The 25,352-nt window shown below is 65.3% G+C and carries 24 protein-coding genes; 12 read left to right on the forward strand and 12 right to left on the reverse strand.

All coding sequences use genetic code 11. From position 1 onward, the window contains the following. Window positions 1–157: 157 nt before the first annotated feature. Entirely contained in the window at window positions 158–2,533 is a 2,376-nt protein-coding gene (locus tag AKN83_RS34220) for a glucose/quinate/shikimate family membrane-bound PQQ-dependent dehydrogenase (protein ID WP_050405471.1), read from the reverse strand. A gap of 334 nt (window positions 2,534–2,867) precedes the next feature. Here AKN83_RS34220 and AKN83_RS34225 point away from each other — a divergent pair, with 334 nt between their 5' ends. Further along, window positions 2,868–3,617: a class I SAM-dependent methyltransferase gene (locus AKN83_RS34225; RefSeq protein ID WP_050405472.1), complete on the forward strand. Its 750-nt coding sequence runs from the start codon at window positions 2,868–2,870 to the stop codon at window positions 3,615–3,617. A 16-nt stretch (window positions 3,618–3,633) separates the two neighbouring features. Here the strand turns inward: AKN83_RS34225 and AKN83_RS34230 are convergent, their stop codons facing one another. Together AKN83_RS34230 and AKN83_RS34235 are read right to left on the reverse strand one after the other, a co-directional pair. After that, entirely contained in the window at window positions 3,634–4,122 is a 489-nt protein-coding gene (locus AKN83_RS34230) for an SRPBCC family protein (protein WP_050405473.1), read from the reverse strand. 7 nt (window positions 4,123–4,129) lie between these two features. Continuing rightward, window positions 4,130–5,086, reverse strand: a complete 957-nt coding sequence (locus AKN83_RS34235; RefSeq protein ID WP_050405474.1) for a LysR family transcriptional regulator — start codon at window positions 5,084–5,086, stop codon at window positions 4,130–4,132. Window positions 5,087–5,186: 100 nt separating this feature from the next. On the opposite strand from AKN83_RS34235, the gene AKN83_RS34240 reads away from it, so the two are divergent. Together AKN83_RS34240 and AKN83_RS34245 are read left to right on the forward strand one after the other, a co-directional pair. Beyond that, a complete protein-coding gene (locus tag AKN83_RS34240) occupies window positions 5,187–6,368 on the forward strand; it encodes an MFS transporter (RefSeq protein ID WP_050405475.1) in 1,182 nt (393 codons plus the stop codon). A 23-nt stretch (window positions 6,369–6,391) separates the two neighbouring features. Continuing rightward, complete coding sequence (locus tag AKN83_RS34245) at window positions 6,392–7,426, forward strand: aldo/keto reductase (RefSeq protein WP_050405488.1); 1,035 nt, start codon at window positions 6,392–6,394, stop codon at window positions 7,424–7,426. Between the two features lie 2 nt (window positions 7,427–7,428). Here AKN83_RS34245 and AKN83_RS34250 read toward each other — a convergent pair whose 3' ends face one another. Together AKN83_RS34250 and AKN83_RS34255 are read right to left on the reverse strand one after the other, a co-directional pair. Then, a complete protein-coding gene (locus AKN83_RS34250; RefSeq protein ID WP_050405489.1) occupies window positions 7,429–8,790 on the reverse strand; it encodes a sensor histidine kinase in 1,362 nt (453 codons plus the stop codon). A 5-nt stretch (window positions 8,791–8,795) separates the two neighbouring features. Next, complete coding sequence (locus AKN83_RS34255; RefSeq protein ID WP_050405476.1) at window positions 8,796–9,470, reverse strand: response regulator transcription factor; 675 nt, start codon at window positions 9,468–9,470, stop codon at window positions 8,796–8,798. Between the two features lie 327 nt (window positions 9,471–9,797). Between AKN83_RS34255 and AKN83_RS34260 the strand changes: the two genes are divergently transcribed. From AKN83_RS34260 to AKN83_RS34275, 4 genes are all read left to right on the forward strand, one after another. Then, window positions 9,798–10,376, forward strand: coding sequence for a class I SAM-dependent methyltransferase (locus AKN83_RS34260; RefSeq protein ID WP_050405477.1), 579 nt, complete (start codon window positions 9,798–9,800; stop codon window positions 10,374–10,376). Between the two features lie 10 nt (window positions 10,377–10,386). After that, window positions 10,387–11,046, forward strand: a complete 660-nt coding sequence (locus tag AKN83_RS34265; protein ID WP_050405478.1) for a DedA family protein — start codon at window positions 10,387–10,389, stop codon at window positions 11,044–11,046. Between the two features lie 302 nt (window positions 11,047–11,348). Then, window positions 11,349–12,155 carry a UDP-2,3-diacylglucosamine diphosphatase gene (locus AKN83_RS34270; RefSeq protein ID WP_050405490.1) on the forward strand — a complete coding sequence of 269 codons (807 nt, stop codon included), beginning with the start codon at window positions 11,349–11,351 and terminating at the stop codon, window positions 12,153–12,155. Beyond that, on the forward strand, window positions 12,155–13,189 hold the full coding sequence (locus tag AKN83_RS34275) for a glycosyltransferase family 4 protein (protein WP_063695660.1): 1,035 nt from the start codon (window positions 12,155–12,157) through the stop codon (window positions 13,187–13,189). The genes AKN83_RS34270 and AKN83_RS34275 overlap by 1 nt, the downstream gene beginning before the upstream one ends. On the opposite strand, the gene AKN83_RS34280 is transcribed toward AKN83_RS34275, so the two are convergent. Both AKN83_RS34280 and AKN83_RS34285 read right to left on the reverse strand, forming a co-directional pair. Then, a complete protein-coding gene (locus AKN83_RS34280; RefSeq protein ID WP_050405479.1) occupies window positions 13,190–14,320 on the reverse strand; it encodes a threonine synthase in 1,131 nt (376 codons plus the stop codon). Window positions 14,321–14,357: 37 nt separating this feature from the next. Then, a complete protein-coding gene (locus AKN83_RS34285) occupies window positions 14,358–16,403 on the reverse strand; it encodes an acetoacetate--CoA ligase (protein WP_050405480.1) in 2,046 nt (681 codons plus the stop codon). A 185-nt stretch (window positions 16,404–16,588) separates the two neighbouring features. Here AKN83_RS34285 and AKN83_RS34290 point away from each other — a divergent pair, with 185 nt between their 5' ends. Further along, the gene (locus AKN83_RS34290; RefSeq protein WP_050405481.1) at window positions 16,589–17,590 is read left to right on the forward strand and encodes a glycoside hydrolase family 3 N-terminal domain-containing protein; all 1,002 of its coding nucleotides are present in this window, start codon (window positions 16,589–16,591) and stop codon (window positions 17,588–17,590) included. A 96-nt stretch (window positions 17,591–17,686) separates the two neighbouring features. Beyond that, on the forward strand, window positions 17,687–17,869 hold the full coding sequence (locus AKN83_RS34295; RefSeq protein WP_050405482.1) for a hypothetical protein: 183 nt from the start codon (window positions 17,687–17,689) through the stop codon (window positions 17,867–17,869). Window positions 17,870–18,042: 173 nt separating this feature from the next. On the opposite strand, the gene AKN83_RS34300 is transcribed toward AKN83_RS34295, so the two are convergent. Both AKN83_RS34300 and AKN83_RS34305 read right to left on the reverse strand, forming a co-directional pair. Next, window positions 18,043–18,642, reverse strand: a complete 600-nt coding sequence (locus AKN83_RS34300) for a hypothetical protein (RefSeq protein WP_157113698.1) — start codon at window positions 18,640–18,642, stop codon at window positions 18,043–18,045. Between the two features lie 151 nt (window positions 18,643–18,793). Further along, window positions 18,794–19,225, reverse strand: a complete 432-nt coding sequence (locus AKN83_RS34305; protein ID WP_050405484.1) for a hypothetical protein — start codon at window positions 19,223–19,225, stop codon at window positions 18,794–18,796. A 569-nt stretch (window positions 19,226–19,794) separates the two neighbouring features. On the opposite strand from AKN83_RS34305, the gene AKN83_RS34310 reads away from it, so the two are divergent. After that, on the forward strand, window positions 19,795–20,403 hold the full coding sequence (locus AKN83_RS34310) for a LuxR C-terminal-related transcriptional regulator (RefSeq protein WP_050405485.1): 609 nt from the start codon (window positions 19,795–19,797) through the stop codon (window positions 20,401–20,403). A gap of 59 nt (window positions 20,404–20,462) precedes the next feature. On the opposite strand, the gene AKN83_RS34315 is transcribed toward AKN83_RS34310, so the two are convergent. The 3 genes from AKN83_RS34315 to AKN83_RS34325 form a co-directional block, all read right to left on the reverse strand. Then, window positions 20,463–20,711: a hypothetical protein gene (locus tag AKN83_RS34315; protein ID WP_050405486.1), complete on the reverse strand. Its 249-nt coding sequence runs from the start codon at window positions 20,709–20,711 to the stop codon at window positions 20,463–20,465. A gap of 156 nt (window positions 20,712–20,867) precedes the next feature. Continuing rightward, complete coding sequence (locus tag AKN83_RS34320; RefSeq protein ID WP_050405487.1) at window positions 20,868–21,587, reverse strand: Crp/Fnr family transcriptional regulator; 720 nt, start codon at window positions 21,585–21,587, stop codon at window positions 20,868–20,870. A gap of 193 nt (window positions 21,588–21,780) precedes the next feature. Continuing rightward, a complete protein-coding gene (locus AKN83_RS34325) occupies window positions 21,781–22,491 on the reverse strand; it encodes a Crp/Fnr family transcriptional regulator (protein WP_063695661.1) in 711 nt (236 codons plus the stop codon). A gap of 556 nt (window positions 22,492–23,047) precedes the next feature. On the opposite strand from AKN83_RS34325, the gene AKN83_RS34330 reads away from it, so the two are divergent. Together AKN83_RS34330 and AKN83_RS34335 are read left to right on the forward strand one after the other, a co-directional pair. Then, a complete protein-coding gene (locus tag AKN83_RS34330; RefSeq protein ID WP_050405492.1) occupies window positions 23,048–24,646 on the forward strand; it encodes a flagellin N-terminal helical domain-containing protein in 1,599 nt (532 codons plus the stop codon). A gap of 409 nt (window positions 24,647–25,055) precedes the next feature. Then, on the forward strand, window positions 25,056–25,352 hold a 297-nt coding region (locus AKN83_RS34335; protein WP_172803629.1), incomplete at its 3' end, for an Hpt domain-containing protein.

A 25,352-nucleotide genomic window follows, 5' to 3' on the forward strand; every position in this document is an offset into this window, starting at 1 on the left:
AAGGGGGCGGACCTTTAGCGGCTTTGGCTGGGTTTGCCAACCCTTCCGAACGCCGCGGAACTCATTTGGAGCGCGACGTCCCATCACCACTGCGTCATATCCGGATGCGGCGCTTGCCGCGTCCTGGTCGTGACACTTGTCGCATCCCGGATCGGTTTCAATCCTTCAACGCGTAGGCGATGACGTAGTCGCCGCGCTTGGTGCCGAACGAGCCGTGGCCGCCGGCCGCGGTGACGATGTATTGCTTGCCGCCGGCCTCGTAGGTCATCGGCGTCGATTGCGCGCCGGCGGGCAGGCGATCTTCCCACAGCACCCTGCCGTCGCGCACGTCGTAGGCGCGGATCGTGTACTCGTAGGTGCCGGTGTAGAACGCGACGCCGCCGGCGGTGGTGATCGGCCCGCCCAGCATCGGCACGCCCAACTTGAACGGAAGCGGCAGCGGCGTGGTGTCCCTGATCGTGCCGTTGGGGTGCTGCCAGACGATCTTCATCGTCTTCAGATCGATCGCGGCCATCGACCCCCATGGCGGCCGGTAGCACGGCACGGAGAATGGCGAGAGGAAGCTCGAAATATCCACGCCGAACGGCGTGCCGTACATCGGCTGCACCCCGACCTCGCTGCCGACCGGCTTCTCGGCGGTCGGCGCCGGAGGATTTTGCGGGCCGCGCGGAATCAGTCGTGACGCGAACGGCAGCGACATCGGATTGGCGATCGCGATCTGCCTGACAGGATCGATCGCGATGCCGCCCCATTCGAACATGCCGAGATTACCGGGGAAGACCAGCGTGCCCTGCAACGACGGCGGCGTGAACGTGCCTTCATAGCGCAACCGGTGGAACATGATCCGGCACAGCAGCTGGTCGAAGATCGTGCCGCCCCACATGTCGGCGCCGGTCAGCCTGGCCTCCGGCCGGAACGTCAGCTCGGAAAACGGCTGGGTCGGTGCGGAGCGGTCGCCGGGCGCGGGGCCCTGCGGCACCGGACGTTCCGGCGCCGGCACGATCAATGCGCCGGTCCTGCGGTCGAGCACGAAGATGTTGCCCACCTTGGTCGGCTGGATGATCGCGGGAACGACGCCCTTGGCCGTCATCACATCGACCAGGCTCGGTTGCGAGGGAACGTCCATGTCCCAGAGATCGTGATGCACGGTCTGGTACGACCAGATGCGCTTGCCGGTGTCGACATCAAGCGCGACGATCGAGCTGGAATAGCGCTCGACCAGCGCGTCGCGATTGCCGCCCCAGATGTCGGGTCCGTTGTTGCCGGTCGGGATGTAGACCAGGTTGAGTTTCGGATCGAACGAGGCCGTGATCCAGGAATTCGGCGAGCCGTTGGTGTAGTGCCGCGTCGGCGACGGCAGCGCGTTCTCGTCGGCCGCGGCGGAGTCCCAGGCCCAGACCAGTTTGCCGGTGTAGACATCGAAGCCACGGATCACGCCCGACGGCACGTCGACGGCGTAATTGTCGATCACCGCGGCGGCAACGACCAGGATCCTGTCGCTGACGACCGGCGGCGAGGTCGGCTCGAAGAACCCGGCGGTCTTGATTCCCATGCCCTGCTGCAGGTCAAGGACGCCGTGATCGGCAAAGCCGTCACAGAGCTTGCCGCTGTCGGCATCGAGCGCGATCATGCGGCCGTCATTGACCGGCAGGAAGATCCGGCGCGGACATTCGGCGGGGGCCGGATTGTTGCTCGAGTCGACGGCGGCGGTCGCGGTCTCGTGATAGGAGACCCCGCGGCAGGTCATGTGCTGGAACGTCTTGTTGTGCACCAGCTTGGGGTCGTATCGCCAGCGCTCGGTGCCGGTCCTGGCGTCGAGCGCGAACAGCACCTGGTGCTGCGAGCAGAGATAGAGCGTGTCGCGCACCTTGATCGGGGTGACCTCGAAGGTGGTCTCGCCGGAATCCTCCGGTGTCTTCACGTCGCCGGTCCGGAAGGTCCAGGCGACCTTGAGGTTGCCGACATTGTCCGATGTGATCTGCTTCAGCGGCGAATAGCGCTGTCCGAATTGCGTGCGGCCATAGGCGCGCCAATCGCCATCGGGTTGCGGATCGGCCTCGCTCTGCGGCACGGCAGGTCCGGCTTCGGCGATCGTGCCGTTGATATCGTGATAGCTCGACAGCAGCCCGGCCACGAGCACGGCTGCCGCCGCCACCACGCCGACCCAGAGCGGTGCCGTGGCACGCGCATATGATGCCGGCTCGTTGCGCGAGAGGCCGCGAACCATCACCGGCGTCAGCAGCCACAGCGCCATCGGGAAGATGATGTCGCCGCGCGCCGCAAGCGGCCACCAGTCGAAGCGCACCTCGTAGACTGCCCATGCGAGCGTGCCGACCAGCACGATCGCAAACAGCCACAGCGCGGAACGGCGCCGCGCCAGCAACAGCGCAGCCGTGGCGAGAATGCCGATGCCGATGACAATGTAAGAGATGGATCCACCGAGCGCCGCGAGCCAGATGCCGCCGCCCGCGAGCACGAGGCCGATCAAGGCGTAGACGATACCCGTGACAAAGACGGCGCCGGATCGCTGCATGACTTCACCAGTGCGGAAGAGGCACCGGGCTTGTCCCGCGCAAGCGCAACAGACCGCGTCCGCTTTCGAGAACTGTGGTTCAATCAACCGCAACTTGCAACCGGGAACTGCGCCATTGAGGCAACACAAGCATGCAAAGTTGCGAGATCGATTCCTGGCGCAGCAAGGTCATTCAAACTGCGCGCACTTTGCTTAATAGGGGGCACACCAGGTCGCCTGGCACTGACACAAAGGTGACGGGCTTCAGCGAATCTTGACTCGGCGTGCTCTTTCAGTTCTGCGCCTGCGCTGCTCTATAGAGATCGCAGATGCCCGGCTCGCAGGAGAACCAACCATGACACTGAACCCGACGGCCAGGAACTATCGTGTCGCGGTCGCCGCCTATGAGGCGGGCCGGCCGAGCTATCCGGCGGAGATCGTCGCCGCGCTGCCGCTCCAGGCCGCGCGTTGCGTCGTCGATCTCGGAGCCGGAACCGGCAAGTTCACGCGCCTGCTGCTGCCGCATTTGTCAGAGACGGCTCGCCTGATCGCGATCGAGCCCGTCGCCGAGATGTCGGCTAAACTCGCGAACGAAGCCGGGATCGAGGTCATCAACACCCGCGCCGATGCGATCGGCCTCGAGACCGGCAGCGTCGATCTCGTGACCTGCGCGCAGGCGTTCCACTGGTTCGACAACGAGCCGTCGGTCGCCGAGATCGCACGACTGCTGCATCCCGGCGGAACGCTGGCGCTGGTCTGGAACAACAGGGATGACCGCGCGCCGTGGGTCGACGCATTGTCGGTCATGATCGAGAAATACGCGGGAGACACGCCTCGGCAGCGCTCGGGGCGGTGGCGCTGGATCCTGCAGGATCTCCGCTTCGTGCTCGAGAAGGAAATCGTGCGGGACCATCCGCATCGGATGCCACGGCAAGGCGTCTATGAGCGCGTCGTGTCGACGAGTTATGTCGCCAATCTTCCCGATGCGGAGAAGGCGGCCATTCGCGACAGGACCGACGCCATCCTGCGTGAGGCTGGCCTCGGTGATGCCGACGAGGTGGTATTTCCTTATGTCACGCAGCTCTTCTTGCTGAAGCGGACCTGAGCGGCTCCAAGGCAGGCTATGGCGTGGCGCGCCCTTGCTCGACGGCCTGCTTCAGGCGCGGCAGCGTCATGCGCCAATAGAAGGCAACATGCCTGGCGCCCGACTCGGCGCCGATTTCCCATCCGTTCCCGCGGCGGATCGGTGACGGCGGCACCTGCTGGGTGACGGTCAGCACCGTCTCGCCGCCGTCGGCCGCGAGCGCCATCGCGATCGTTGCATAGGATTGCGGAACATCCGGCAGGCCGGAGACCCGCGACCAGTAGGAGTATTCAAGCCGCGATGGTGGATCGACATGGAGGACGCGTCCCTTGTCGCGATAGCGCTTCGAACCGATCTCCGCCTCGATCTCGATCGGCGCGCCGATCCGCCAATCGGTCTTGAAATGCGCGTTGCGCCACGTCTCGCCAGCCTTGGGGTCGATGATCGCGTCCCAAACATGCTTCGGCTCCGCGGCGATGCGGATCGACTCGGTCACCGATTGCAAGGTCCTCGGGGCGCCTTTCATTGAATGCTCACTTGCTGCCTACGATCTTCCATTTTCCATCCGCGCCACGCCGCAACGCAGGATCGCCGATGCGGATGTGTTGCGCCAGAAAATCGATGAAGGCGCGGACCCGTGCCGGCAGCGGACCGGCATGGCCGACATAGACCGCGTGGATGTCCTCGCGGTCGCCCGGGTTGAGATTTTGCAGCACCGGCACCAGACGCCCGGCCTCGATGTCGGGACCGATGTGGAACAGCGCCAGCCGCGCGAGCCCGATGCCGCCCAGCGTGAGCTGGCGCGCGGCTTCGCCGTCGCTGGCGCGGGCGACCGGCGGCGGCAACGCTTCCTCGATCTTTTCGGCGCGGCGGAACGGCCAGCCGCGGATGCTGCGCGGAAAGGTCCAGCCGATACCGCGATGCGCGGCGAGGTCCGCCGGCGTCTTCGGGGTGCCAAAGCGCGCGAGATAGGAGGGTGCTGCGACCACCACCATGCGGCTGGTGCCGAGCTTGCGCGCGATCAGCCGCGAGGCGCCGAGCGGTCCGACGCGGATCGCGACGTCGGCGCGCGCCTGCATCAGATCGACCAGCGTGTCGGTCAGCACGATGTCGAGCGTGATGTCGGGATGCTCGCGCATGAAGCGCGGCAGCAGCGGCATCACATGCAGCATGCCGAACGGGATGTTGCTGTTCACGGTGAGATGGCCGCGCGGCACGCAGGAGGCGGCCTCGCGTTCGGCCTCGTCGATATCGGCGAGGATGCGCTGGGCGCGCTGATAGAACGCCTGGCCTTCCTCGGTCAGCTGCAGCTTGCGGGTGGTGCGGTTGACCAGCCGCGTGCCGAGCCGCGTCTCGAGCCGCGAGACCAGCTTGCTGACGCCCGACGGCGTCAGACGCAGGCTGTTCGCGGCTGCCGTGAAGCCGCCGAGATCGACGACGCGGACGAACACGTCCATCTCGCCGGAGCGGTTGGTGTCTGTACGGGACATCTTGAATTCAAGTCACAAATGATCGGATTGCGGCCATTCTAATCCTTCCGCGTCCGGACCGCTATCTCGCATTGCGGAATCCTCACCTCCGGAGCGACGCATGCCTCTCGCAGTCCTTGCTTTGACCGCCGGTGCCTTTGGCATCGGCACCACCGAATTCCTCATCATGGGACTTTTGCTGCAGGTCGCCGCCGACATGCAGGTATCGGTATCGGCGGCGGGCCTTTTGATCTCCGGCTATGCGCTCGGCGTGTTCGTCGGCGCGCCGATCCTGACGCTCGGGACACGACGGATGCCGCGCAAGGCGGTGCTGCTGGCGCTGATGGCGATCTTCACGCTCGGCAATGCGGCCTGCGCGCTGGCGCCGAACTACGAATTGCTGATGGCGGCCCGCATCCTGACCTCGCTGGCGCACGGCACCTTCTTCGGCGTCGGCTCGGTGGTCGCGACAAGCCTCGTGCCAGAGGACAAGCGTGCGTCGGCGATCGCTACCATGTTCATCGGACTGACGGTCGCGACCCTGCTCGGCGTACCCTTTGGCGCCTGGTTCGGCCTGATGCTCGGCTGGCGCGCGGCGTTCTGGGCGGTGGCTGTCATCGGCGTGGTCGCGTTCATCGTGCTGGCGGTGCTGGTCCCTGGTCATGTCGGCGCCAACGACAAGCCGGCGCCGTTGCGCGAGGAGATCGCCGTGCTCGGCCGCCCGCAGGTATTGCTCGGCCTTGCCATGACGGTGTTCGGCTTCGGCGGGTTGTTCGCGGTGTTCACCTATGTGCAGCCGATCCTGACCCGGCTTACCGGATTCTCCGACGCCGCGGTGTCGCCGATCCTTCTGGTGTTCGGCGCCGGCCTTGCGATCGGCAACGTCGCGGGCGGGCGGCTCGCCGACAAGGGGCTTGCGCGGGCGCTGCTGGTGTCGCTTGGCGGTCTCGCCGCCGTGCTCGTCGTGCTGGCGGTGGTGATTTCGATCAAAGTGCTGGCAGTCGTGCTGCTGTTCGTGCTCGGTATTGCCTCATTTGCGACCGTCGCACCGCTGCAGCTGCGCGTGCTGGAAGCCGCCGGCGTCGAAGGTCGGACGCTGGCCTCGAGCCTGAACATCGCGGCGTTCAATCTCGGCAACGCGCTCGGCGCCTGGGCTGGCGGCGTCGCCATCGATCGCGGCCTCGGCCTTGGCACGCTGCCGCTGGTCGCTGCCGCGATCACCGCGCTCGGGCTGTTGCTCGCGCTGTGGAGCCTGCGCCTCGACCGGCCGGTCGTCCTCGCCACGCAATGCCCGGCGGAATGAACAGCATCACAAGGAGTATGACCATGGACTATCGCAATCTCGGGGCATCCGGCTTGAAGGTCCCGGTGCTCAGCTTCGGCACCGGCACGTTCGGCGGCCAGGGACCCTTGTTCTCGGCCTGGGGCCGCAGCGACGCCGGCGAGGCGCGGCGGCTGATCGACATCTGCGTTGATGCCGGCGTCAATCTGTTCGACACCGCCGACGTCTATTCGAACGGTGCGTCGGAGGAGATCCTCGGCGCCGCGATCAAGGGTCGCCGCGACAAGGTCTTGATCTCGACCAAGACCGGCCTGCCGATGGGCAACGGTCCGCTCGACGCCGGCACGTCGCGGTATCGCCTCGTCGCTTCGGTCGACGCCGCTCTGAAGCGGCTCGACACCGACTACATCGACCTCCTGCAGCTTCATGCCTTCGATGCCTTCACGCCGATCGATGAGGTGCTGTCGACGCTCGATACGCTCGTCCGCGCCGGCAAGCTGCGCTATGTCGGCGCCTCGAACTTCTCCGGCTGGCATTTGATGAAGTCGCTTGGCGTCGCCGAGCGATACGGCTGGCCGCGCTACGTCGCGCACCAGGTCTATTACTCGCTGGTCGGCCGCGACTATGAATCCGAGCTGATGCCGCTCGCGCTCGACCAGGGCGTCGGCGCGCTGGTCTGGAGCCCGCTCGGCTGGGGGCGCCTCACCGGCAAGATCAGGCGCGGGCAGCCATTGCCGAAAACGACCCGTTTGCACGAGACCGCGCAGTTCGGGCCGGCGGTCGACGACGAGAAGCTCTATGCGATCGTGGACGCGCTGGACGTCATCGCTACAGAGACCGGCCGTAGCGTGCCGCAGGTTGCGATTGCGTGGCTGCTGGCGCGGCCGAGTGTCTCGTCCGTGATCATCGGCGCGCGCGATGAAGCGCAGCTTCGCGACAATCTCGGCGCAGTCGGTTGGTCGCTCTCACCGGACCAGATCGCGCGCCTCGACAAGGCAAGCGCGGTGATGCCTCCCTATCCGTACTACCCTTATCGAATCCAGGAAGGTTTCGCGCGGCTCAATCCGCCGGCGGTATAAGCTCAAGACTGAACCCCGGGGAATACCATGCGCATGCAGGCGCCGCCGGATGGCGCCTGGTCGACTTCGATCCGGCCGCCGTGCAGACGCATGATGCTCTGCACGAGATCGAGGCCGAGGCCGGCACCGCGTCCGCCCGGATGCAGCCGGCGGAACGGCTCCAAAATCTGCTCGCGTTCGTCGGGCGGAATGCCGTCGCCGTCGTCGCTGACCTCGATCCGGCCGGCTGTCGTCACCCGAACCAGGATCGTGCCGCGCCGCTGCCCGTGGTCGACGGCGTTCTGCACGAGATTGGTGAGCGCGCGTTCGAGCGAGGTCTGATCGCCGGTCACCATGACCGTGTCGCTATCGTGCTCAAACGACATTTCATATCCCGCGGCGAAAGCCAGCGGCGCGAGGTCGAGCACGACCTGCCGCGCGATGCCGACGAGATTGACGGGGCCGAAGGTGTCGGCGCGCTGATCGAGCCGTTGCAGGTCCAGCAGCTGGCCGGCCATCACGCTGAGGCGGGTCGCATCCTCGAGCAGATGGGTCTTCTCCGGTCCGGCGTCGAGCGAAGCGACACGTGTCGAGAGTATAGCGATCGGCGTGCGCAGCTCGTGCGCGGCATCGGCGAGGAAGCGGCGGTGGCGTTCGTAACCCTTGTCGAGGCGGTCGAGCGCGGCGTTGATGGCCTTGACCAGCGGGGTGATCTCGACCGGGACCTCATCGAGCGACAACTGCACGCCGCGCTGGTCGATATCGATGCGTTCGGCTTGCGCGGCGACCTGTGCGAGGCCCTTCATGGCCCGGCGCACCACGAACGGGGTCGCGACCAGTGTCGCCAGCGTCATCAGCACGATGATCGGCAGGATCATGTTGAGGAACAGCAGCGGTGTGCTCTCCAGCGCGCGCCACATCGAGAGCTCGCCGTATGTGCCGGTCAGGATCTGGATCCGTCCTGCAGAAGTGTCGACCCATTTGACGAGACCCGCGGGCCGCGCGGCTTCCGCGGCATTCCATTTGAGCCGCGCCTCGCTGACATGATCAAGGCTTGATGCGATCGGCGCGAATTGTGCGGGTACCGTGCCTTCGGCGAGCTGGTGGCCCTCGGTGTCGCGGATGATGAACCAGAGGTCGGCATGCTCGGCGCGCAGGGCGGCCAGCTCCGGCGTCTGGTGCAGCGTCAGTCCGCCGGCTTCGTCGCGGGTGACGGCGTCTCGCAGTCGATCGAGCGTGCTGCCCTCGTACTCGCCGATCAGAAGTCCCGCTCGCAGCAGCCCGATGGCGGCGGCTCCGATCAGCAGGATCAGGAGGGTCAACGCGACGGCTTGCAGGCCGGCGAGGCGTCCGACCAGGCGCCAGGTGAGGGATCGCGGTCGCAGCACGCTCACGGAGTTTCCCGCAGCACATAGCCGAGGCCGCGAACGCCGTTGATGGTGACGCCGGCGTCGGCCTCCGCGAGCCTGCGGCGCAAACGCGACACATGGGTGTCCAGCGCATTGGGCTGCACGTCGTCGTCGAGGCCGTAGACCGCCTCCATCAGCGCGGAGCGCTGCACCATGCGTCCCATCCGGTGCACCAGCGTCTCGAGCACCAGCCGCTCGCGACGTGGCATCTCCAGCGGGCGTCCGTCGACGCTGGCCTCGCGATGGGCGAAGTCGAAGGACAGGCGGCCGATCCGCGCGGCATCCTGCTGCACGTTGGCGGGCCGGCGCAGCAGCGCGCGCAGCCGCGCCAGCAACTCCTCGAACGCAAACGGCTTGCCGAGATAATCGTCCGCGCCGCTGTCGAGACCCGAGATGCGGTCGGCGAGCTCGCCACGGGCGGTCAGCACAAGCACAGGCACGGTGTTGCCGCTCGCGCGCAATTTCGGAATCAGTGACAGCCCGTCGCCGTCAGGCAACTGACGGTCCAGCACGATCGCATCGTAACTTCCGGCTGCGGCAATCGCCTCGGCTTCCAGAAGATCCGGCGCGTGATCGACCAGCATGTCGTGGCGCGCGAGTGCCGCGCGCAGCGCCACGACCATGTCCGGCTGGTCCTCCACCAACAGCACCCGCATTTCGTCGTCTGCCTCAGTTCGTCGTTCGATTTGCCGGTTTTATGTCCGCTTCATTGCGGCAACCTTGCGGCTTGCTCAAGCTGAATACGTCGCGGCGTGAAAAATCGCACGCGCGCGGATTCACGACAGGCTCGCGCAAGCTTCGCATGAGACAGAGGCGTGCATCGGGCCGATCGAATCGTCCCACTACCGATCGGCACTGCTCAACCGATGGGAGCCTACCACACATGATGATGGGCGCCCGCAATGCGAAAGACATGCGAATGACCTTGTCAACGAACTTCCGCCGAGACATCGGCAACGCGCTTATCGTGCGGGAGCTCCGGCATGTGGGCCGCTGACATCCTGCCGTTCGTCCGCGCCTGGGTGCGTAATCCGTTGCGTGTCGCCGCGGTCGCACCGTCGGGGCCGGCGATCTCGTCGCTCATGACGCAGGAGATCACCGCGGATAGCGGCCCCGTGCTCGAGCTCGGCCCCGGCACGGGCGTCTTCACCCGCGCTCTGCTGAAGCGTGGCGTGAGGCAGCAGGACCTGACGCTGGTGGAGTATGGCTCCGAGTTCATCCCGCTGCTGCAGCGGCGCTTCCCGGGTGCGCGGGTGCTCTGGATGGACGCGGCCTGGCTGCGCAGGGACGGGCTGTTCGACGGCGCGCCGGTCGGTGCGGTCGTGAGCGGCCTCGGGCTTCTCATCATGCCGCCGGAGAAAGTCATAACCATCCTCCACGGCGCCTTCGGCTATCTCCGCGCCGGCGGGGCGTTCTACCAGATCACCTATGGCACGCGCTGTCCCGTCGCGGACGCGATCCTTGATCGCCTCGATCTGCAGGCGAGCTGCATCGGACAGACGTTCCTCAACCTGCCGCCGGCTTCCGTATACCGGATCAGCCGCCGCCACGCCCACGCTTGATCGAGGCGCCATGGACACGTCGAGCACGATCGCGATGTTTCTGCACTTCGGCCTGGTGGGAGTCGGCTGCCTCGCCGTCGCCGAGAAGTTCATTCCGCTGCTGCCGTCCTACGTGCTGCTGATGCTGCTGGGCTTGACGGTCTCCGACGGCTCGATGCTCGCGATGACCATCCTCGCGACCAGCGTCGGGTCTGTCGTCGGTGCCATCGGCTGGTACGGGCTCGGGCGCGCGCTCGGCTCGCGGCGCATCGAACGGCTGGTGACGCGCTACGGCAAGTTCGTGTTGCTGCGGCCATCCTTCTACCGGCAGCTGACCGACGCCTATCGCGGCAATCATTTCTGGGTGACGCTGATCGGTCAGACCCTGCCCACCGTGCGGATCTACCTCGCGCTCCCAGCCGGCGTGTTGCGCCTCGAGCCGCGCGCCTTCGTGATGGCGACGGCGATCGGCACCGTGATCTGGAACATGCCGTTCCTCACGCTCGGCTATGTCCTGCGCGGCAGCGGCCACGATCCGGTCAGCCTCGGCTTCTGGGTGGTGGTCATCCTGATCGCCGTGGAGGTCGCGCTCTTCCTCGGATTTCGCTTCTACAAGCGTTCGCTCGCGCCGCGGTGCGTCGCGCCGCCGCGCGCTTTATCCTCGCGCGTGCCGGTGGAGGAAGGTGCATGAGAGCCCTGTTGTCTCGCCTGCGGCCGAGTTCGGATGCGCTCGAGCGTGCTGCCGCGATACTGCTGGTCCTGGCCGCGAGCTATCAGTTCGGTCATGCGGCTTCCGTCGGGCGATATCGTGCGGCGGAGTTCGCGCTGCTGGTCCTCATTGCAGGCATCTATTGGCATCGCTCGATCTTCCGGCGATGCGCCAGCCGCGATGTCACGAAGCTTCTGGCGGGATTGGCCGAGGCCATGGCGGCTGCGTTTCGGCCGGACCGCGGCAATGCTGATCCTGAGCCGCATGGCCTGCACGCCGGCGCCATGCAGGCCATGCCGCGGAACGTCGTCAAGGTCAGGAGCCTGTTCGTCTCCGACGTCCATCTCGGAACCCGGGGATGCCAGGCCGAGCGGTTGATCGACTTCCTTCGTCATCATGATGCCGAAACTGTATTTCTGGTCGGCGACATTGTCGACGGTTGGCACCTGCGGTCGAACTGGTATTGGCCCTCAGCGCACAATGCGGTCGTGCGGGAGCTGATCGAACTCGCGCAACGCGGCTGTCGCCTGATCTACATTCCCGGCAATCATGACGAGTTCCTGCGTGACTATGCCGGCGCGGCTTTCGGTGGCGTCGAGATCGTCGAACGGGCGATCCATCGTGGCCTCGACGGCCGCGACTACCTCGTCGTTCACGGTGATCATTTCGATCTCGTGGTGCGGCATGCGCGCTGGCTCGCGCTGATCGGCGATGCCGGCTATCGGGCCGCGCTGGCCTGCAACGTCTGGCTCAACTGGATCAGGCGCCGATTTGGCTTCGGCTATTGGTCGTTCTCGTCCTGGGCGAAGTTGCGGGTCAAGAATGCGGTCAACCACATCGGCCGGTTCGAGGAGGTGCTGTCGTCGGAGGCCGCGCGCAGCAACGTTCAAGGCGTGATCTGCGGCCACATCCATCATGCAGCGCTGCACGACGATTTCGGCGTCCGCTACATCAACAGCGGGGATTGGGTGGAGTCCTGCACGGGCGTGGTCGAGCGCTATGATGGGCAGTTCGAAATCGTCCGATGGACGGAGGCGCGCACGACGCTGGGTGCGGCAGAGCTTGCGCCGCTCGCGCAGGCGGCCGCCTGATGCGCGTGCTGGTGGCAACCGACGCCTGGCGGCCGCAGATCAACGGCGTGGTCCGCTCGCTTGAATATCTCGCCAGCGAAGCGCCGTCGCTCGGCGCGGAGATCAGGTTTCTGACGCCGGCCGATTTCCGCACCGTGCCGCTGCCCGGCTATCCGGAGATCCGGCTGGCGCTGCCGACGATCGGACGGATCGCGCGCGCCATCGCGGCTGCGCGACCCGACTCGGTGCACATCGCGACCGAAGGTCCGATCGGCTGGATCGCCCGTCATGTCTGCCAGACCCGCGGTTATCCGTTCACCACCAGCTATCACACGCGCTTTCCCGAATACCTCGCCGCGCGGTTGCCGGTGCCGCTGCGGTGGAGTTACGCGGCGTTGCGCCGCTTCCACAACAGCGGAGACGGCATCATGGTCGGCTCGCCGTCGCTCGAGCAGGCGCTGCAAGCGCATGGCTTCCGCAAGCTGATGCCGTGGTCGCGCGGCGTCGACGCCGAGCTGTTTTGCCCGCGCGCAGAGCGGCCGCTCGCCTTCGCGGCGCCGGTGTTCCTCTATGTCGGCCGTGTCGCGGTCGAGAAGAACCTCGACGCCTTCCTCGGTCTCGACCTGCCGGGCTCGAAAGTCGTGGTCGGAGACGGCCCGCTGCGCGGCAGTCTGCAGGCCCGGTTTCCGCAGGTCCATTTCCTCGGCACCCGGACCGGACGCGCGCTCGCCGATGTCTACGCGTCCGCTGACGTCATGGTGTTTCCAAGCCTGACCGATACGTTCGGGATGGTGATCCTCGAGGCGCTGGCCAGCGGCCTGCCGGTTGCGGCTTTTCCAGTGATGGGACCGCTCGACGTGATCGGCAAGTCAGGCTGCGGCTGTCTCGATCACGATCTGCGTCGCGCGGCGCTCAATGCGCTGCATGTGCCGCGCGAGAAATGCCGCGCCCACGCCCTGACCTTCACGTGGCGGGAGAGCGTGCGGCAGTTCCTCGACAATATCGGGCGAGCGCACGCCTCGCCGGCGCGCGCAGCCGTCGCGGGAGCGGACTGACTAGCTGCCGAGAAGCTCCGTGATCAGCCCGGCTGCCTTGATCCCGGTCCCGCTGATGATGACGACGGTGCGCTCCGAGGGGCGGAGCGCGCCGCGGTCCTTCAGAACGTCCAGTGCCGCGGCGGCCGAGGCCGAGGTCGGCTCGACGAACAGGCCGGTCCGCGCCATCCGCTTCAATGCGGCGACGATGCCGTCTTCGGGAATCGCGACCGTGCCGCCGCCGCTCTCCTTCAGTGCCGCAATCATCTGCTTCAGGCGCAGCGGATGCTTGATCGCGGTGCCTTCGGCGATGGTCTTGCGGACCGCGCGATCGACCGGCGTATCGACACCGGCCGCGAAGCTGGCATCGACCGGCGAGCAATTGAGCGGCTGCGCGGCGAACAGCCGCGGCAGCTTCGTGATCTGCCCGGCCGCCAGCAGCTCCTTGAACCCGATATAGCAGCCGAGCAGGCTGCTGCCGGCGCCGACCGGCATGATGACATTGTCGGGCGCGGTGAAGCCGAAATCTTCCCATATCTCGTAGGCCAGCGACTTGGTGCCCTGCAGGAAGAACGGCTGCCAGTTATGGCTGGAGTAGAAGATCTGCTTCGACTGGCGGATCGCCTCCGCCTCGGATTCCTCGCGCGGGCCTTCGACCAGCTGCACCTCGGCGCCGAAGGCGTGCATCTGCGCCACCTTCATCGGCGATGTCGTCGCCGGCGCAAGGATCCTGACCCGCATGCCGCCCGCCGCGCCGTAGGCCGAGACGGATGCGCCGCCATTGCCGGAAGAATCCTCCAGCACCGCGTCGACGCCGAGCTGGCGCAGGAACGACAGCATCACGGTGGTGCCGCGATCCTTGAAGCTCGCGGTCGGGTTGAACCATTCCAGCTTGAAATGCGGCCGCAGGTCGCCCCACGGCTTCTCGACCGCAGGCGTGCAGCCTTCGCCCATCGTGATCTGCTGCCTGATCTCGACCGGCAGCGCCGCGCGATAGCGCCACAGCGACCGCGTCCCGCGCTCGACCTCGTCGCGGGAGATGCCGGGCAGCGGCGTAACGAGCAGCGGCTTGCCCTCGTCCGAGCACCAGCGTGGAACATCCAGCGGATAGAGTTTGCCGTTGAGCGGGTCGATATAGCTGGGTGATGACATGTCGTCACATCCTGAACATGTTTGGCCCGCGCCGGCGTTATGCCGCGCCGGCCTGCTTGCTGAGATAGGTCTTTGCGAAGTCGAGGTACCAGTCGAGGCAGCCGGGATTGGCCATCGCATCGCGGTTGATGACCTTCTCGACGGGGTGCCCGAGCAACAGCTTCTTGACCGGCAGCTCCTGCTTCTTGCCGGACAGCGTGCGCGGAATTTCCGCGACGACGAAGATGTCGTTGGGCAGGAAGCGGCGCGACAGCCCGGCCTCGACCGCCTTGTTGATCTTCGCCTTCATCGCGGCATCCAGCGTGACGCCCTCGCGCAGCACCACGAACAGCGGCATGTAGCTGTCGCGGCCGAGATATTCGAGGTCGACGACCATCGAATCCAGCACCTCCGGCAGCGCCTCGATTGCCGAATAGAGCTCGCTGGTGCCCATCCGCAAGCCGTGGCGGTTGATGGTGGCGTCGCTGCGGCCGTAGATCACGCAGGAGCCGTCGGGATTAATCTTGAGCCAGTCGCCATGCCGCCACACCGGGCCGCGGCCACTGCCGTCGAAATTGTCGGGATAGGTCTCGAAATAGCTCGACAGATAGCGCGCGTTGCCGGGGTCGTTCCAGAACCGCAGCGGCATCGAGGGCAGCGGCTCGGTGCAGACCAGCTCGCCGACCTCGTCGATCACGGCGCGGCCCTGCTCGTCGAACGCCTCCACTGCGCAGCCGAGCAGGCGGCATTGCATGATGCCCGGGGTCTGCGGCAGCTCGCGATTGCCGCCGATGAAGGCGCCTGCGAAGTCGGTGCCGCCGGAGATATTGGCCCACCAGATGTCGGCTTGCGCGGCGTTGCCGTTGCGCTTGGAGAGCGCGGCGAAGCGTTCGTTGAACCAGGCCTGCGTGTCGGCTGAGAGCGGCGAGCCGGTCGAGCCGAGTGCGCGCAAACCCGAGAGGTCGCCGACCTCAGCGAGATCGATGTCGGCCTTGGTGCAATTGGCGAAAAACGCTGCGCCGGCGCCGAAGAAGGTCGCCTTGGCGTCGGCGACGAAGCGCCACAGCGTGGTCCAGTCCGGCTTGTCCTTGGTGCCGCCGGGGCTGCCGTCGAAGATGCAGCAGGTCGTGCCGTTGAGCAGGCCGTTGGCCTGGCAGTTCCACATGATCCAGCCGGTCGACGAGTACCAGTGGAAGCGTTCGCTCAACGAGTTCGGGTGGTAGCTGCAACCGATGTCGTTGTGCAGGGTCGAGAGCGGCAGCGCCACGACGATGATGCCGCCATGGCTGTGCAGGATCGGCTTCGGCAATCCCGTGGTGCCCGAGGAATAGACGATCCATAGCGGATGATCGAACGGCAGCCATTCCGGCTCGAAGGCGTCGATCTCCGCGCTCTCGCCCGCGAGGATGGACGACAATCGCGTCTCCGACGTCGCGGCATCGCTGTGCAGGATGACATGATCGACCGTCGGCAGCGCCCGCCGCAATTCCTCGATCACGCCTTGCCGGTCATGGCGCTTGCCCGCATAGCTCACGGCGTCGCAGGCGATCAGCACTTTCGGCTCGATCTGCTTGAAGCGGTCGATCACCGCGGGCGCCGCCATGTCGGGCGCGCAGACGCTCCAGATCGCGCCCAGGCTCGCGGTCGCCAGGAACGCGATGATCGTCTCGGGGATGTTCGGCAAGTATGCCGCGACGCGATCGCCGGCGCGGACGCCCTTGGCCTTCAGATGCAGCGCCAGCGCTGCCGATTTGCGCTGCAGCTCGGGCCAGCTCGTCTCCGAGAGCTTGCCGTCCTCGCCGCTCGAGATCAGGGCCGGCAGGCCGGCGGCATGCGCCGGCGCGACGTGCCGGAAGACCTGGCGCGCATAGTTCACCGACGCGCCGGGAAACCACACCGCGCCCGGCATCTTGCGCGCGGCCAGCACCGCCGAATGCGGCGTCGGCGAGCGCAGGTCGAAATAATCCCAGACGCTCTGCCAGAAGGCGTCGATATCGGTCACCGACCAGCGCCGCATCGCCTCGAAATCCGCAAACGCGAGGCCGCGCGTCTGCTGCAGCCAGTCGCGGTACAGGGCCATTTGCGGGACGTAAGGTGCGGTCATGGGCGTTTCCGAAGTTTCTTGTGGGGCGGCTGGCGCGACCGCGGCGTGCCGGCGTGTCTTAACATGGTGATGCGAGCGCGGGGAATGCAGTCGCGCAGCAAGCTGGCGTCATATTCTTACCGCCGCCGCAGCGTGCTATTCCGTCTGTATGGGCTGATTCCATGCACATCCGATAGCGAGCGGCCATGTCCGTCGGCGAACTCTTCATCCTGGGCTTCTACGGCAAGGTCATCCCGCTTTGGCTGAAAGAATTTGCCGCGCAGTTCGGGCTCGGCGGGGTGATCCTGTTCGATTACTCCTGCCAGACCCGACAATACGACAACAATGTCGCATCGCCGGCGCAGCTGCAGTCGCTGTGCGCCGAGATCGCGGCGCTGCCGTCGCAGCCGCTGGTCTTCATCGACCAGGAGGGCGGCCTGGTGCGCCGGCTCAAGGACGGCCTCGGCTTTCAACCGCTGCCGAGCGCGAAGGATTTCAATCGGCTCTCACATGCGGAAAAGCGCGCGATCCTGGCCGCAAGCTATGGCGAACTGCGGCGGCTCGGTATCCGCTACAATTTCGCGCCCGTCATCGACGTCGATTACAATCCCGACAATCCCAACATCGGCAAGATCAAGCGGTCTTATTCGTTCGAGATCGGCGAGGTCGAGGCCAACGCCCGCCTGGTCGACGCTGCGGCGCGGCAGGCAGGCGTCGGCCTTTGCCTGAAGCATTATCCGGGCATCGGCGGCGCGCATGTCGATTCGCATCTGGAGTTCATGGACATTTCCGATGCGCTGCGGCCGGAGCAGGAAGAGCTGTTCTACGCCTTGGCCCCGAATATCTTCGGCGATGCGGTGCTGGTCAGCCACGCCATCGTCCGTCAGTGGGACGCCCAGCGCCCGATGACTTTGTCGCCGGCCGGGATCGGCCGGCTTCGCCGCCGGCTGCCTGAGACGCTGCTCATCACCGACGACATGCAGATGCAGGGGCTGCAGAAGGCGCTCGGCACCAGCGCGGCCAGCCTGCAGGCGATCGCCGCCGGCATGGACATGATCTGCATCGGCAACAATCTATTCGACGAGGAGCGGGCGATGACCGGCATCGCCGCCGCGATCGCGGGTGCGGTGCGAGATGGATCGCTGGATCAGGCCGCGCTGCAGCGATCCATTGCGCGGGTGCAAAAGCGCAAGGCACTGCTCGTCTGATCGCATTGAACCAAATTTTGCGCCGGGCGACCACAAGGAGCGGAACCAAACTTCATTACCGCGATTTAACACAGACGCTCATCGGGGCTAACAACCATGAAGATGCTCAAGCGTCTCTTCCGATTGACCTGGCTACGCCGCGTCGCGCGCAACCCAGCCGATTTTCCGCCTGCCTGCATCGACCCCGACGAATTCAGCCGCCTGCTTTGCAGCGGGCGCCGCGAGGATTTGCGGACACTGGCCAAGCGGCTGAGCCAGCGCTCGCGGGCCCACGCCTAAAGCATGATCCGGAAAAGTGCGAAGCGGTTTTCCGAAAAGATCATGCTCAGTCAAAAAGGCTAAAGCGCGTGACGATTCAACCTAATCACATCGCGCTTTAGGCCGCGGAGCAGGTCCAATGGTAAGCCGGTTCTGACTGAGCCGGAACCGGCACGTCGGGGCGTGCTCTTCGTCTAGTCCTGCCCCCAGGCGGACAATGCCGAGGTGAAAGCGGAATCTCCCGCGGCCCCTTTTTCGACCGCCAGGATCGCGCGGTGCTGATTGCCGTCGACGATCGCGATATCGAACCAAGCTCGCTCCTTGAGCGCCTGCAGGTTGCGCTGCCGGTCAACCTGGACATTCGACAGGCCGATCATGAACGTATTGTCGGTGACCCTGGCGGAAATGCCGGCGAGCGCGGTGCCTCGTCCCTGCTCGGTCGATTTCGTCAGTATCCCCGCCACGTTGTTGATGCGCTGCCCGGTGTATCCGGGGACCGGCACGAATGTCAGCTCAATCAGATGGCTGGCCGGAAGCACCTTGTCCGTGTTGCGCTTGAGCGTCAGCGTCATCTTGAAGCGCTTCGGGATGTCGACGTCGGCGAGCACGATCGTTTCATCGGGCGCGCCGGCCGATTTGATCGTATCGGTGTGCCAGACGACCGAACCCAGCAGCTTCCGGCCATTCGGATCGCTCGTGTCCTCCTCGTACAGCACGGCCCAGGCGGCGAAGGGCGTAGTATCGTCGGCAGCAGCGGGCGCTCGGCCCGGATGGGTGGCGATCGACGCCAGCAAGGCAAGCGCGAAGGCCAGTCGGCCGCGCAGCCGGCGCCTGCGGGGCGCGCTTGAGGTACGCTCGGTTCTTGTCATGATTGGACTTCCGTCGCCGCGATGGCCTTCTCTACCGAAGAGTGAAAAGTCCAGCAAGCGCACCTGACCCGACCGGTCACTGCTTCGCCTTCTCGTGATTGCCGATGCCGACCGCCTTGTAGTCGTAGGTCGGATAGAACTCGGTGTGATAGGCGCCCCAGGCGCTGTTCTCGATGACGCGATTGACCTCGCGCAGCCGCGATGCCGGCAGCCGCAGGGTCACCACCTGCCCGACTCCCATCATCACATACCAGCTCACGACCTCGACACCATCCGGCGGAAACGCCTTGTAGAAGCCCTGCCGCTCGAGCTGCGCATTCAACTCGCTGAGCGGGCGCGACTGATCATGTTTGAAGAAGATGGTGACCATGATCGCGTCGTCTGCCGTCGGTGCTGCATTGCCGGTCGGCGCGGTCTGGGCCCACGCGCCGGTGCTGACCAGCAGTGCTGCGGCGAGCGCCGCAATCGCCGTCCAGGATTCATTCCGCCCGTTCCGCCCTCGCTTCATTGCCGTGCCCGTTTGTTGTTGATCGAGAGGCGGCGATCATCGCGGTGCATGCCGGGGCTGTAAATTGACATTCACCTGACCCGACGCCCCACAACCTGCCCCGGGGCCGATGTGATCCGCCTCATACGGGCTCCGGTCCAACGTGCGGTAAGCCGACGCGATCCCGATGTCCGGAGGGATGATCGATGTCGACCCGGCGAATGGCGTTTTGGTGGTTCAGGTTCGTCCTTTCGGGACGCTTCCTGCAGAAATTCCTTTGGCTCCGGCGCCCTTGATGTCCGATAGGCGGCGCGAATCCTGCCTATTCAGCCCAAAGCAAGGGAGCGGATGCGCCAGGCAAGGCCCTTCTGGAAGGTAAAAATCCACCAGCGGGATAACGGGAACGGAACGCCCCCAGCGTCCCGTAAGAATACTGTAGTTCGACTCGGATAAGCGAGATTCGTTGCCAAATCAGCGGTAATCTGCGCCTGCTTGGCGGGTCGGGGCCTATGGTCACAGTTGCGTCACCCGTAGTTTTACGGAGTCCCGTGTTAACGCGGCCACAAGTTCACCTTCGGTAAACCATACTTATGACGCAACATGACAACCGAGCCGAAGCGCGCCTTCCGACATGGATGGGCGGAACCGCGACGCTCGAGGCGCAGCCGCCCGAGATTGCGGGAACTGCTGCGCCGCGAGCGCAGGTGACCGCGGACGCCGGTGCGGCGATCGTCCGGCAGTTCAACGGGCCGGTGACGGCGCTGCTGCTCTATATGAACGAGCTCAAGCAGCACAGTCAGCAGTTCGCGCATGCGCCCGGCAACGGCGTCTATTTGCGGCAGGTGATCGAGAACGCGCTCGAGCAGACCGAGCGGGTGTCCGCGATGCTGAAGCAGATCTCCGATCTCTATCCGAATGCGATTCCGGCCAGCGATCTCAGGCCACAGCTTGACGACAAGCCGGCAGGTGCCCGGTCGCCCGAGGTCATGTTCACGCCGGAGGCAGGCCGAAAGCCGCTGACCAAGCGCGAGCGTGAGGTGCTCAGCCTGATCAGCGACGGCTATTCCAACAAGCAGGGCGCGCTGCGGATGAACATCAGCCCGCGCACGTTCGAGAGCCATCGCGCCGAGGCCATGCGCAAGCTCGGTGCGCGCAACACCGCAGATCTGGTCCGCAAGGCCTTGTTGCATTCCGCATAAAGCGTTTTGAAGGGAAGCCTGCCCCGCACTCGATGCGGGTGGGTACCGGTTCGCGGCTTTCAGAAATCGTCTTCCGCGGCGAAGCACAGGCGCGGCGCGGGCCGCGCGGCTGGGACGGACGACTTCGGCTCGTCCGGGACGATCGTGACCACCCATGCCGCCGTCGCGCCGGACTTGCTTTCGACGATCGCGCGCACGCGTCCCGTGACCGTCGCGCCGGCTGACCTGACGGTGGCGGGCCGGCCGTTGAACTGGGCCATGCGGAAGCGCCGGGCTTCCTTCCGGTCGGTGGTCTCGTACGTGAACATCGGCTCCCCCGTGCGTCGACGCGACTTTGCGGATGTAGCGTTATCCGACGGTGAAAATCGCACGCCGTAGAAGTACGGCTTGTACGCCGGCGGGAACGTTGTCGTGCGAAGCGGGTAGCGGTTCGCGTGAGCAAGACGCGTCAAGAATGGCGAGCGCTAGCCGCCGGTTTCCTGGCAACTCAGCAGCCGCGCATACTGCGCCTTGACCGTGGCGTAGCATTCGCACGCGGTCCGGATCAGCCCATCCGCATTGGTGATCTCGATATGGCCGCGGCTGTAGTGGATGAAATTCGCCTGTTGCAAGGTATGTGCGACCAGCGACACGCTGTTGCGCCGTGCGCCGATCATCTGCGCCATCGCCTCCTGCGTCAGGGCGATCTTGTTGCTGCCGGAGAGATCGCGCGTGTGCAGCAGGCACCGCGCCAGCCGCGACTCCACGGTGTGCGCGGCGTTGCAGCCGGCGGTCTGCTGGATCTGGGCATAGACGGCGAGACCGTGGCGAATCAGCATCCCTCGCAGGGTCGGACTCTGGCCGGCGGCCGCCCGCAAGGCTTCGACCTCGATCGTCGAAGCGACGCCCGGCACCAGCACCACGGCGCTGTTCAGCGTGGGGGCTTCACCGAGCCCCGCGAACGCACCGTAGATGCTGCCGCGGCCGACCATCGCGATCTGGACGCACACGCCTCTGGCCAGTTTGACCACCAGCGAGATCACCCCCTTGTGCGGCATGTAGGTCCGCTTGAGCATCGCGTCGGTCTCGATCAGGACCGAATCGGCGGCGAGGTCGACCGTCCGCAAATGGGGCCGGATCAGCTCAAAATCGCTCTCCGCGAGCGAAGACAGAAATCCGTTGGGCGATCGCGGAACCGTCTCCAAAGCAACCTCCTGCCTCCCGGCAAAGTTTGTCTCTGGTCATCGGGGCTGACGCGTGCAGCTGGGCTTGCTTGCAACCTATTCTGGCATGACTCGGTTCCAATGGAAACACATCTTGGTTCCATTAGGAACAGCTATCGCCACAGGATCGCGTTGTGTTGTCTGGCAAATCAGTTGAGCGCCTGCGCGCCCGCGATCAATCTTCCGGCCCGATCAATTGTTCGGCGTGCGCCTTTACGGTCGCATAACATTCACACGCCGCCTTCCGCAGGCCCTCGATATCGGTGATCTCGATATGGCCGCGGCTGTAGCGCAGGATGCCGGCCTGCTGAAACCCATGCGCGACGATCGAAACCGCATTGCGCCGTACACCGATCATCTGCGCCAGCATCTCCTGGGTCAGCGGCAAGGCTTCGCTGCCGCACAGGTCGCGTGCGCGCAGCAGCCAGCGCGACAGCCGCGCCTCCACCGGATGCGACACGTTGCAGGCGACGGATTGCTGGGTCTGCGCCATCAGCGCCTGCTCATAGAGAGCAACCAGGGTCCGGAATTCCGCGCTGCGATTGGCGGCTTCGCGGAAATCTTCCGCCCGCATCATCGATGCCGTGCCCGGCACCACCACGATCGCGTCGGCGAGCGGCGGCCGCTCACGCAGGGCGGCGGATGCGCTGACGATGCCGTCACGACCGATGGTTGCAATTTCGACGGATTGCCCGTCGGACAGATTGACCATCATCGACACTACGCCGCCGTGCGGGAAATACACCCGCTGCACCAGCACACCTGCATCGGAGAGCACCGTTTCCTTGGTCAGGTCGACGGTTTCCAGAAGGGGATGAAGTTGCGCGTATTCCGTGGAGGGAAGTGCTTGCAACAGACGATTGGGCGGACGCGGTACCGCGGTCATTGGAGCTCCTGCCGAGGGCGGGAGCACTACGGTCTCGCATCACCTACTCTTGGCGTGTGGAGTGCGAACATAGCTTGCCTTTCCAATAGCACAAGGGTTGTGGTGCGAACTCTATACCCTCTAGGGGGCAGACGGTCTGCAACCGCATCGGCCTGCGCGGCGTTCGAGGCGATTCGAATGCCGCGCCTCCAGGACGAGACGGTTGCGACATTGTCTCGCATTTATTGATTTCCATTAACTCTCACGCGTATCCGAGCGCGTGTCGTCGCGGTTGCCGTTGCGGATGCCGAAGCCCGCGGCAAGGAGTGCGAGCATGTGCGCAAGTGCCGCAAAAGCGAGGACAAATTCGCTGTCACGAGATCGATCCGGCGGCGAACTGGCACCGTCGAACCGGGCGTCTGCGCGGTGGCCGCATCATTACCGGCAAAGCCGTTCTGGGTATTTGTACGGAGCAGCCCCTTAACGAACGGGTAGCGCGGACGGACCAGTGTGGCATCGGTCGCCGTGCGAAATTTACGGCGTCGCGTCAATCGTGTTCATCCAGAAGGGTATCAGTATGTCCGGCATCGTCCTTTCGTCATCGGTCCGTCAGAACCTGCTTTCGCTGCAGTCGACGGCCGACCTGCTCGCCACCACGCAGAACCGCTTGTCCACCGGCAAGAAGGTCAACACTGCTCTCGACAATCCGACCAACTTCTTCACGGCGCAGTCGCTCGACAATCGCGCCAGCGACATCAACAACCTGCTGGACGGCATCGGCAACGGTGTGCAGGTGCTGCAGGCCGCCAACACCGGCATCACCTCGCTGCAGAAGCTCGTCGACAGCGCCAAGTCGGTCGCCAACCAGGCGCTGCAGGCCGCAGTCGGCTATTCCCAGAAGTCGCAGGTGACGACCGCCGTGATCACCGGTGCCACCACCGACGATATCCGCGGCACCGCCACCTACAGCAACGCCACCCTCGCCGGAACGGTCGTCAACAACAATCTCTCGACGCCCGCGCCGATCACGGCCGCCACCAAGCTCGTCACCGCGACCAACTCCGATACCCTGGCGGCGACCCCGACCGGCACGATCAGCGTCAACGGCAAGTCGATCACGTTCTCGACCTCGCAGACCACGTCGACGACCGATGCGTCCGGCAACGTGACCCTCGGCACCGGCGCGGGCAGCACGTTGACGGTCGGCGACCTGCTCACCGCGATCGACGGCATCACCGGCGCAACCACCGCCTCTACCGTATCGGCTGGCGCGCTGCAGATCAGCACCGGCGTCAACCAGGACCTCAACATCTCCGGATCGGGTCTGGCCGCGTTCGGCCTCACGGCCACGACCAAGGCACGTACCGTGGCGACGCCGTCGCCGCTGGATGGCCTGACGCTGACGATCGGCGCGACTGGCAACGGCACCGCCACCAACATCACGTTTGGTAGTGGCGCAGGACAGGTGAAGTCGCTCAACGACCTGAACACCCGTCTGGCGGCCAACAACCTGCAGGCCTCGCTCAGCGCAGCCGGAGCGCTCACCATCAGCACCACCAACGATGCCGCGTCCGCGACCATCGGCACCATCGGTGGCACGGCGGCTGCTTCCGGCAAGCTGTTCAACGGCCTTGCGGGCAGCGCCCCGGTGCAGGATCCGAATGGCCTGTCGAATCGCGCCAACCTGGTCAATCAGTACAACAACATCCTGGACCAGATCACCACGACCGCCCAGGATGCGTCGTACAACGGCATCAACCTGCTCAACGGCGATCAGCTCAAGCTGACCTTCAACGAGACGGGTTCCTCGACGCTGAAGATCCAGGGCGTCACCTTCGATGCCTCCGGCCTCAACCTCACCAAGCTGACGGCCGGCACGGACTTCATCGACAACGCTTCGGCCAACGCCACGCTGAAGACGCTCAACAACGCGAGCGGCCTGCTGCGCACCCAGGCTTCGACCCTCGGTTCGAACCTGTCGATCGTGCAGATCCGCCAGGACTTCTCGAAGAACCTGATCAACGTGCTGCAGACCGGCTCGTCCAACCTGACGCTGGCCGACACCAACGAGGAAGCGGCCAACAGCCAGGCGCTGTCGACCCGCCAGTCGATCGCGGTGTCCGCGCTGGCGCTGGCCAACCAGAGCCAGCAGAGCGTTCTGCAGCTGCTCCGCTAAGCGTAGCCGCCACAGACGACCGATATCGAGGCGGCGGAGGAAACTCCGCCGCCTTTGCTTTTGGGTTCGCTTAACCATGCCGACGGTTTCGACCCAAGCTCAACCCTCGCTCAACCTTTGGGCGACCGCGTCCTGACGCAGGCGGATGCCATAGCCGCCAGCGTTCCGCCGGGTCCGAAGGTCCCTCAATCTGATTTCGTTTAAATTGCGACGATAGGTGGAACGGGCTCTTTCCCGTCCGGGTGGTAATGGTCTGTTGCTGTGAAGCAGGCCGCGAAGTCGTGATGCGTCATGCTTGAAGGGCTTCATCGTCCGTATTTGCACGGACGACAAAATTAACGTCGCCGTGAAGCCGGCCAAGTTATCGATGCGAGGCGTGCGTTCCGTAGCACCTTGAGGGGACCTATCCATGGACGATCTGTTGCGCGAGTTCCTGACGGAGAGCAGCGAGAGCCTGGATACGGTCGACAACCAGCTGGTGCAATTCGAGCAGGATCCGAACAACGCGAAGATCCTGGACAACATTTTCCGGCTCGTGCACACGATCAAGGGGACCTGCGGCTTCCTCGGACTGCCGCGGCTGGAAGCGCTGGCGCATGCCGGCGAGACGTTGATGGGCAAATTCCGCGACGGCATGCCGGTGAAGGCGGAAGCCGTGACGCTGATCCTGTCCTCGATCGACCGCATCAAGGAGATCCTCGGCGGG

This window comes from Bradyrhizobium embrapense, assembly GCF_001189235.2.
GTDB lineage: Bacteria > Pseudomonadota > Alphaproteobacteria > Rhizobiales > Xanthobacteraceae > Bradyrhizobium > Bradyrhizobium embrapense.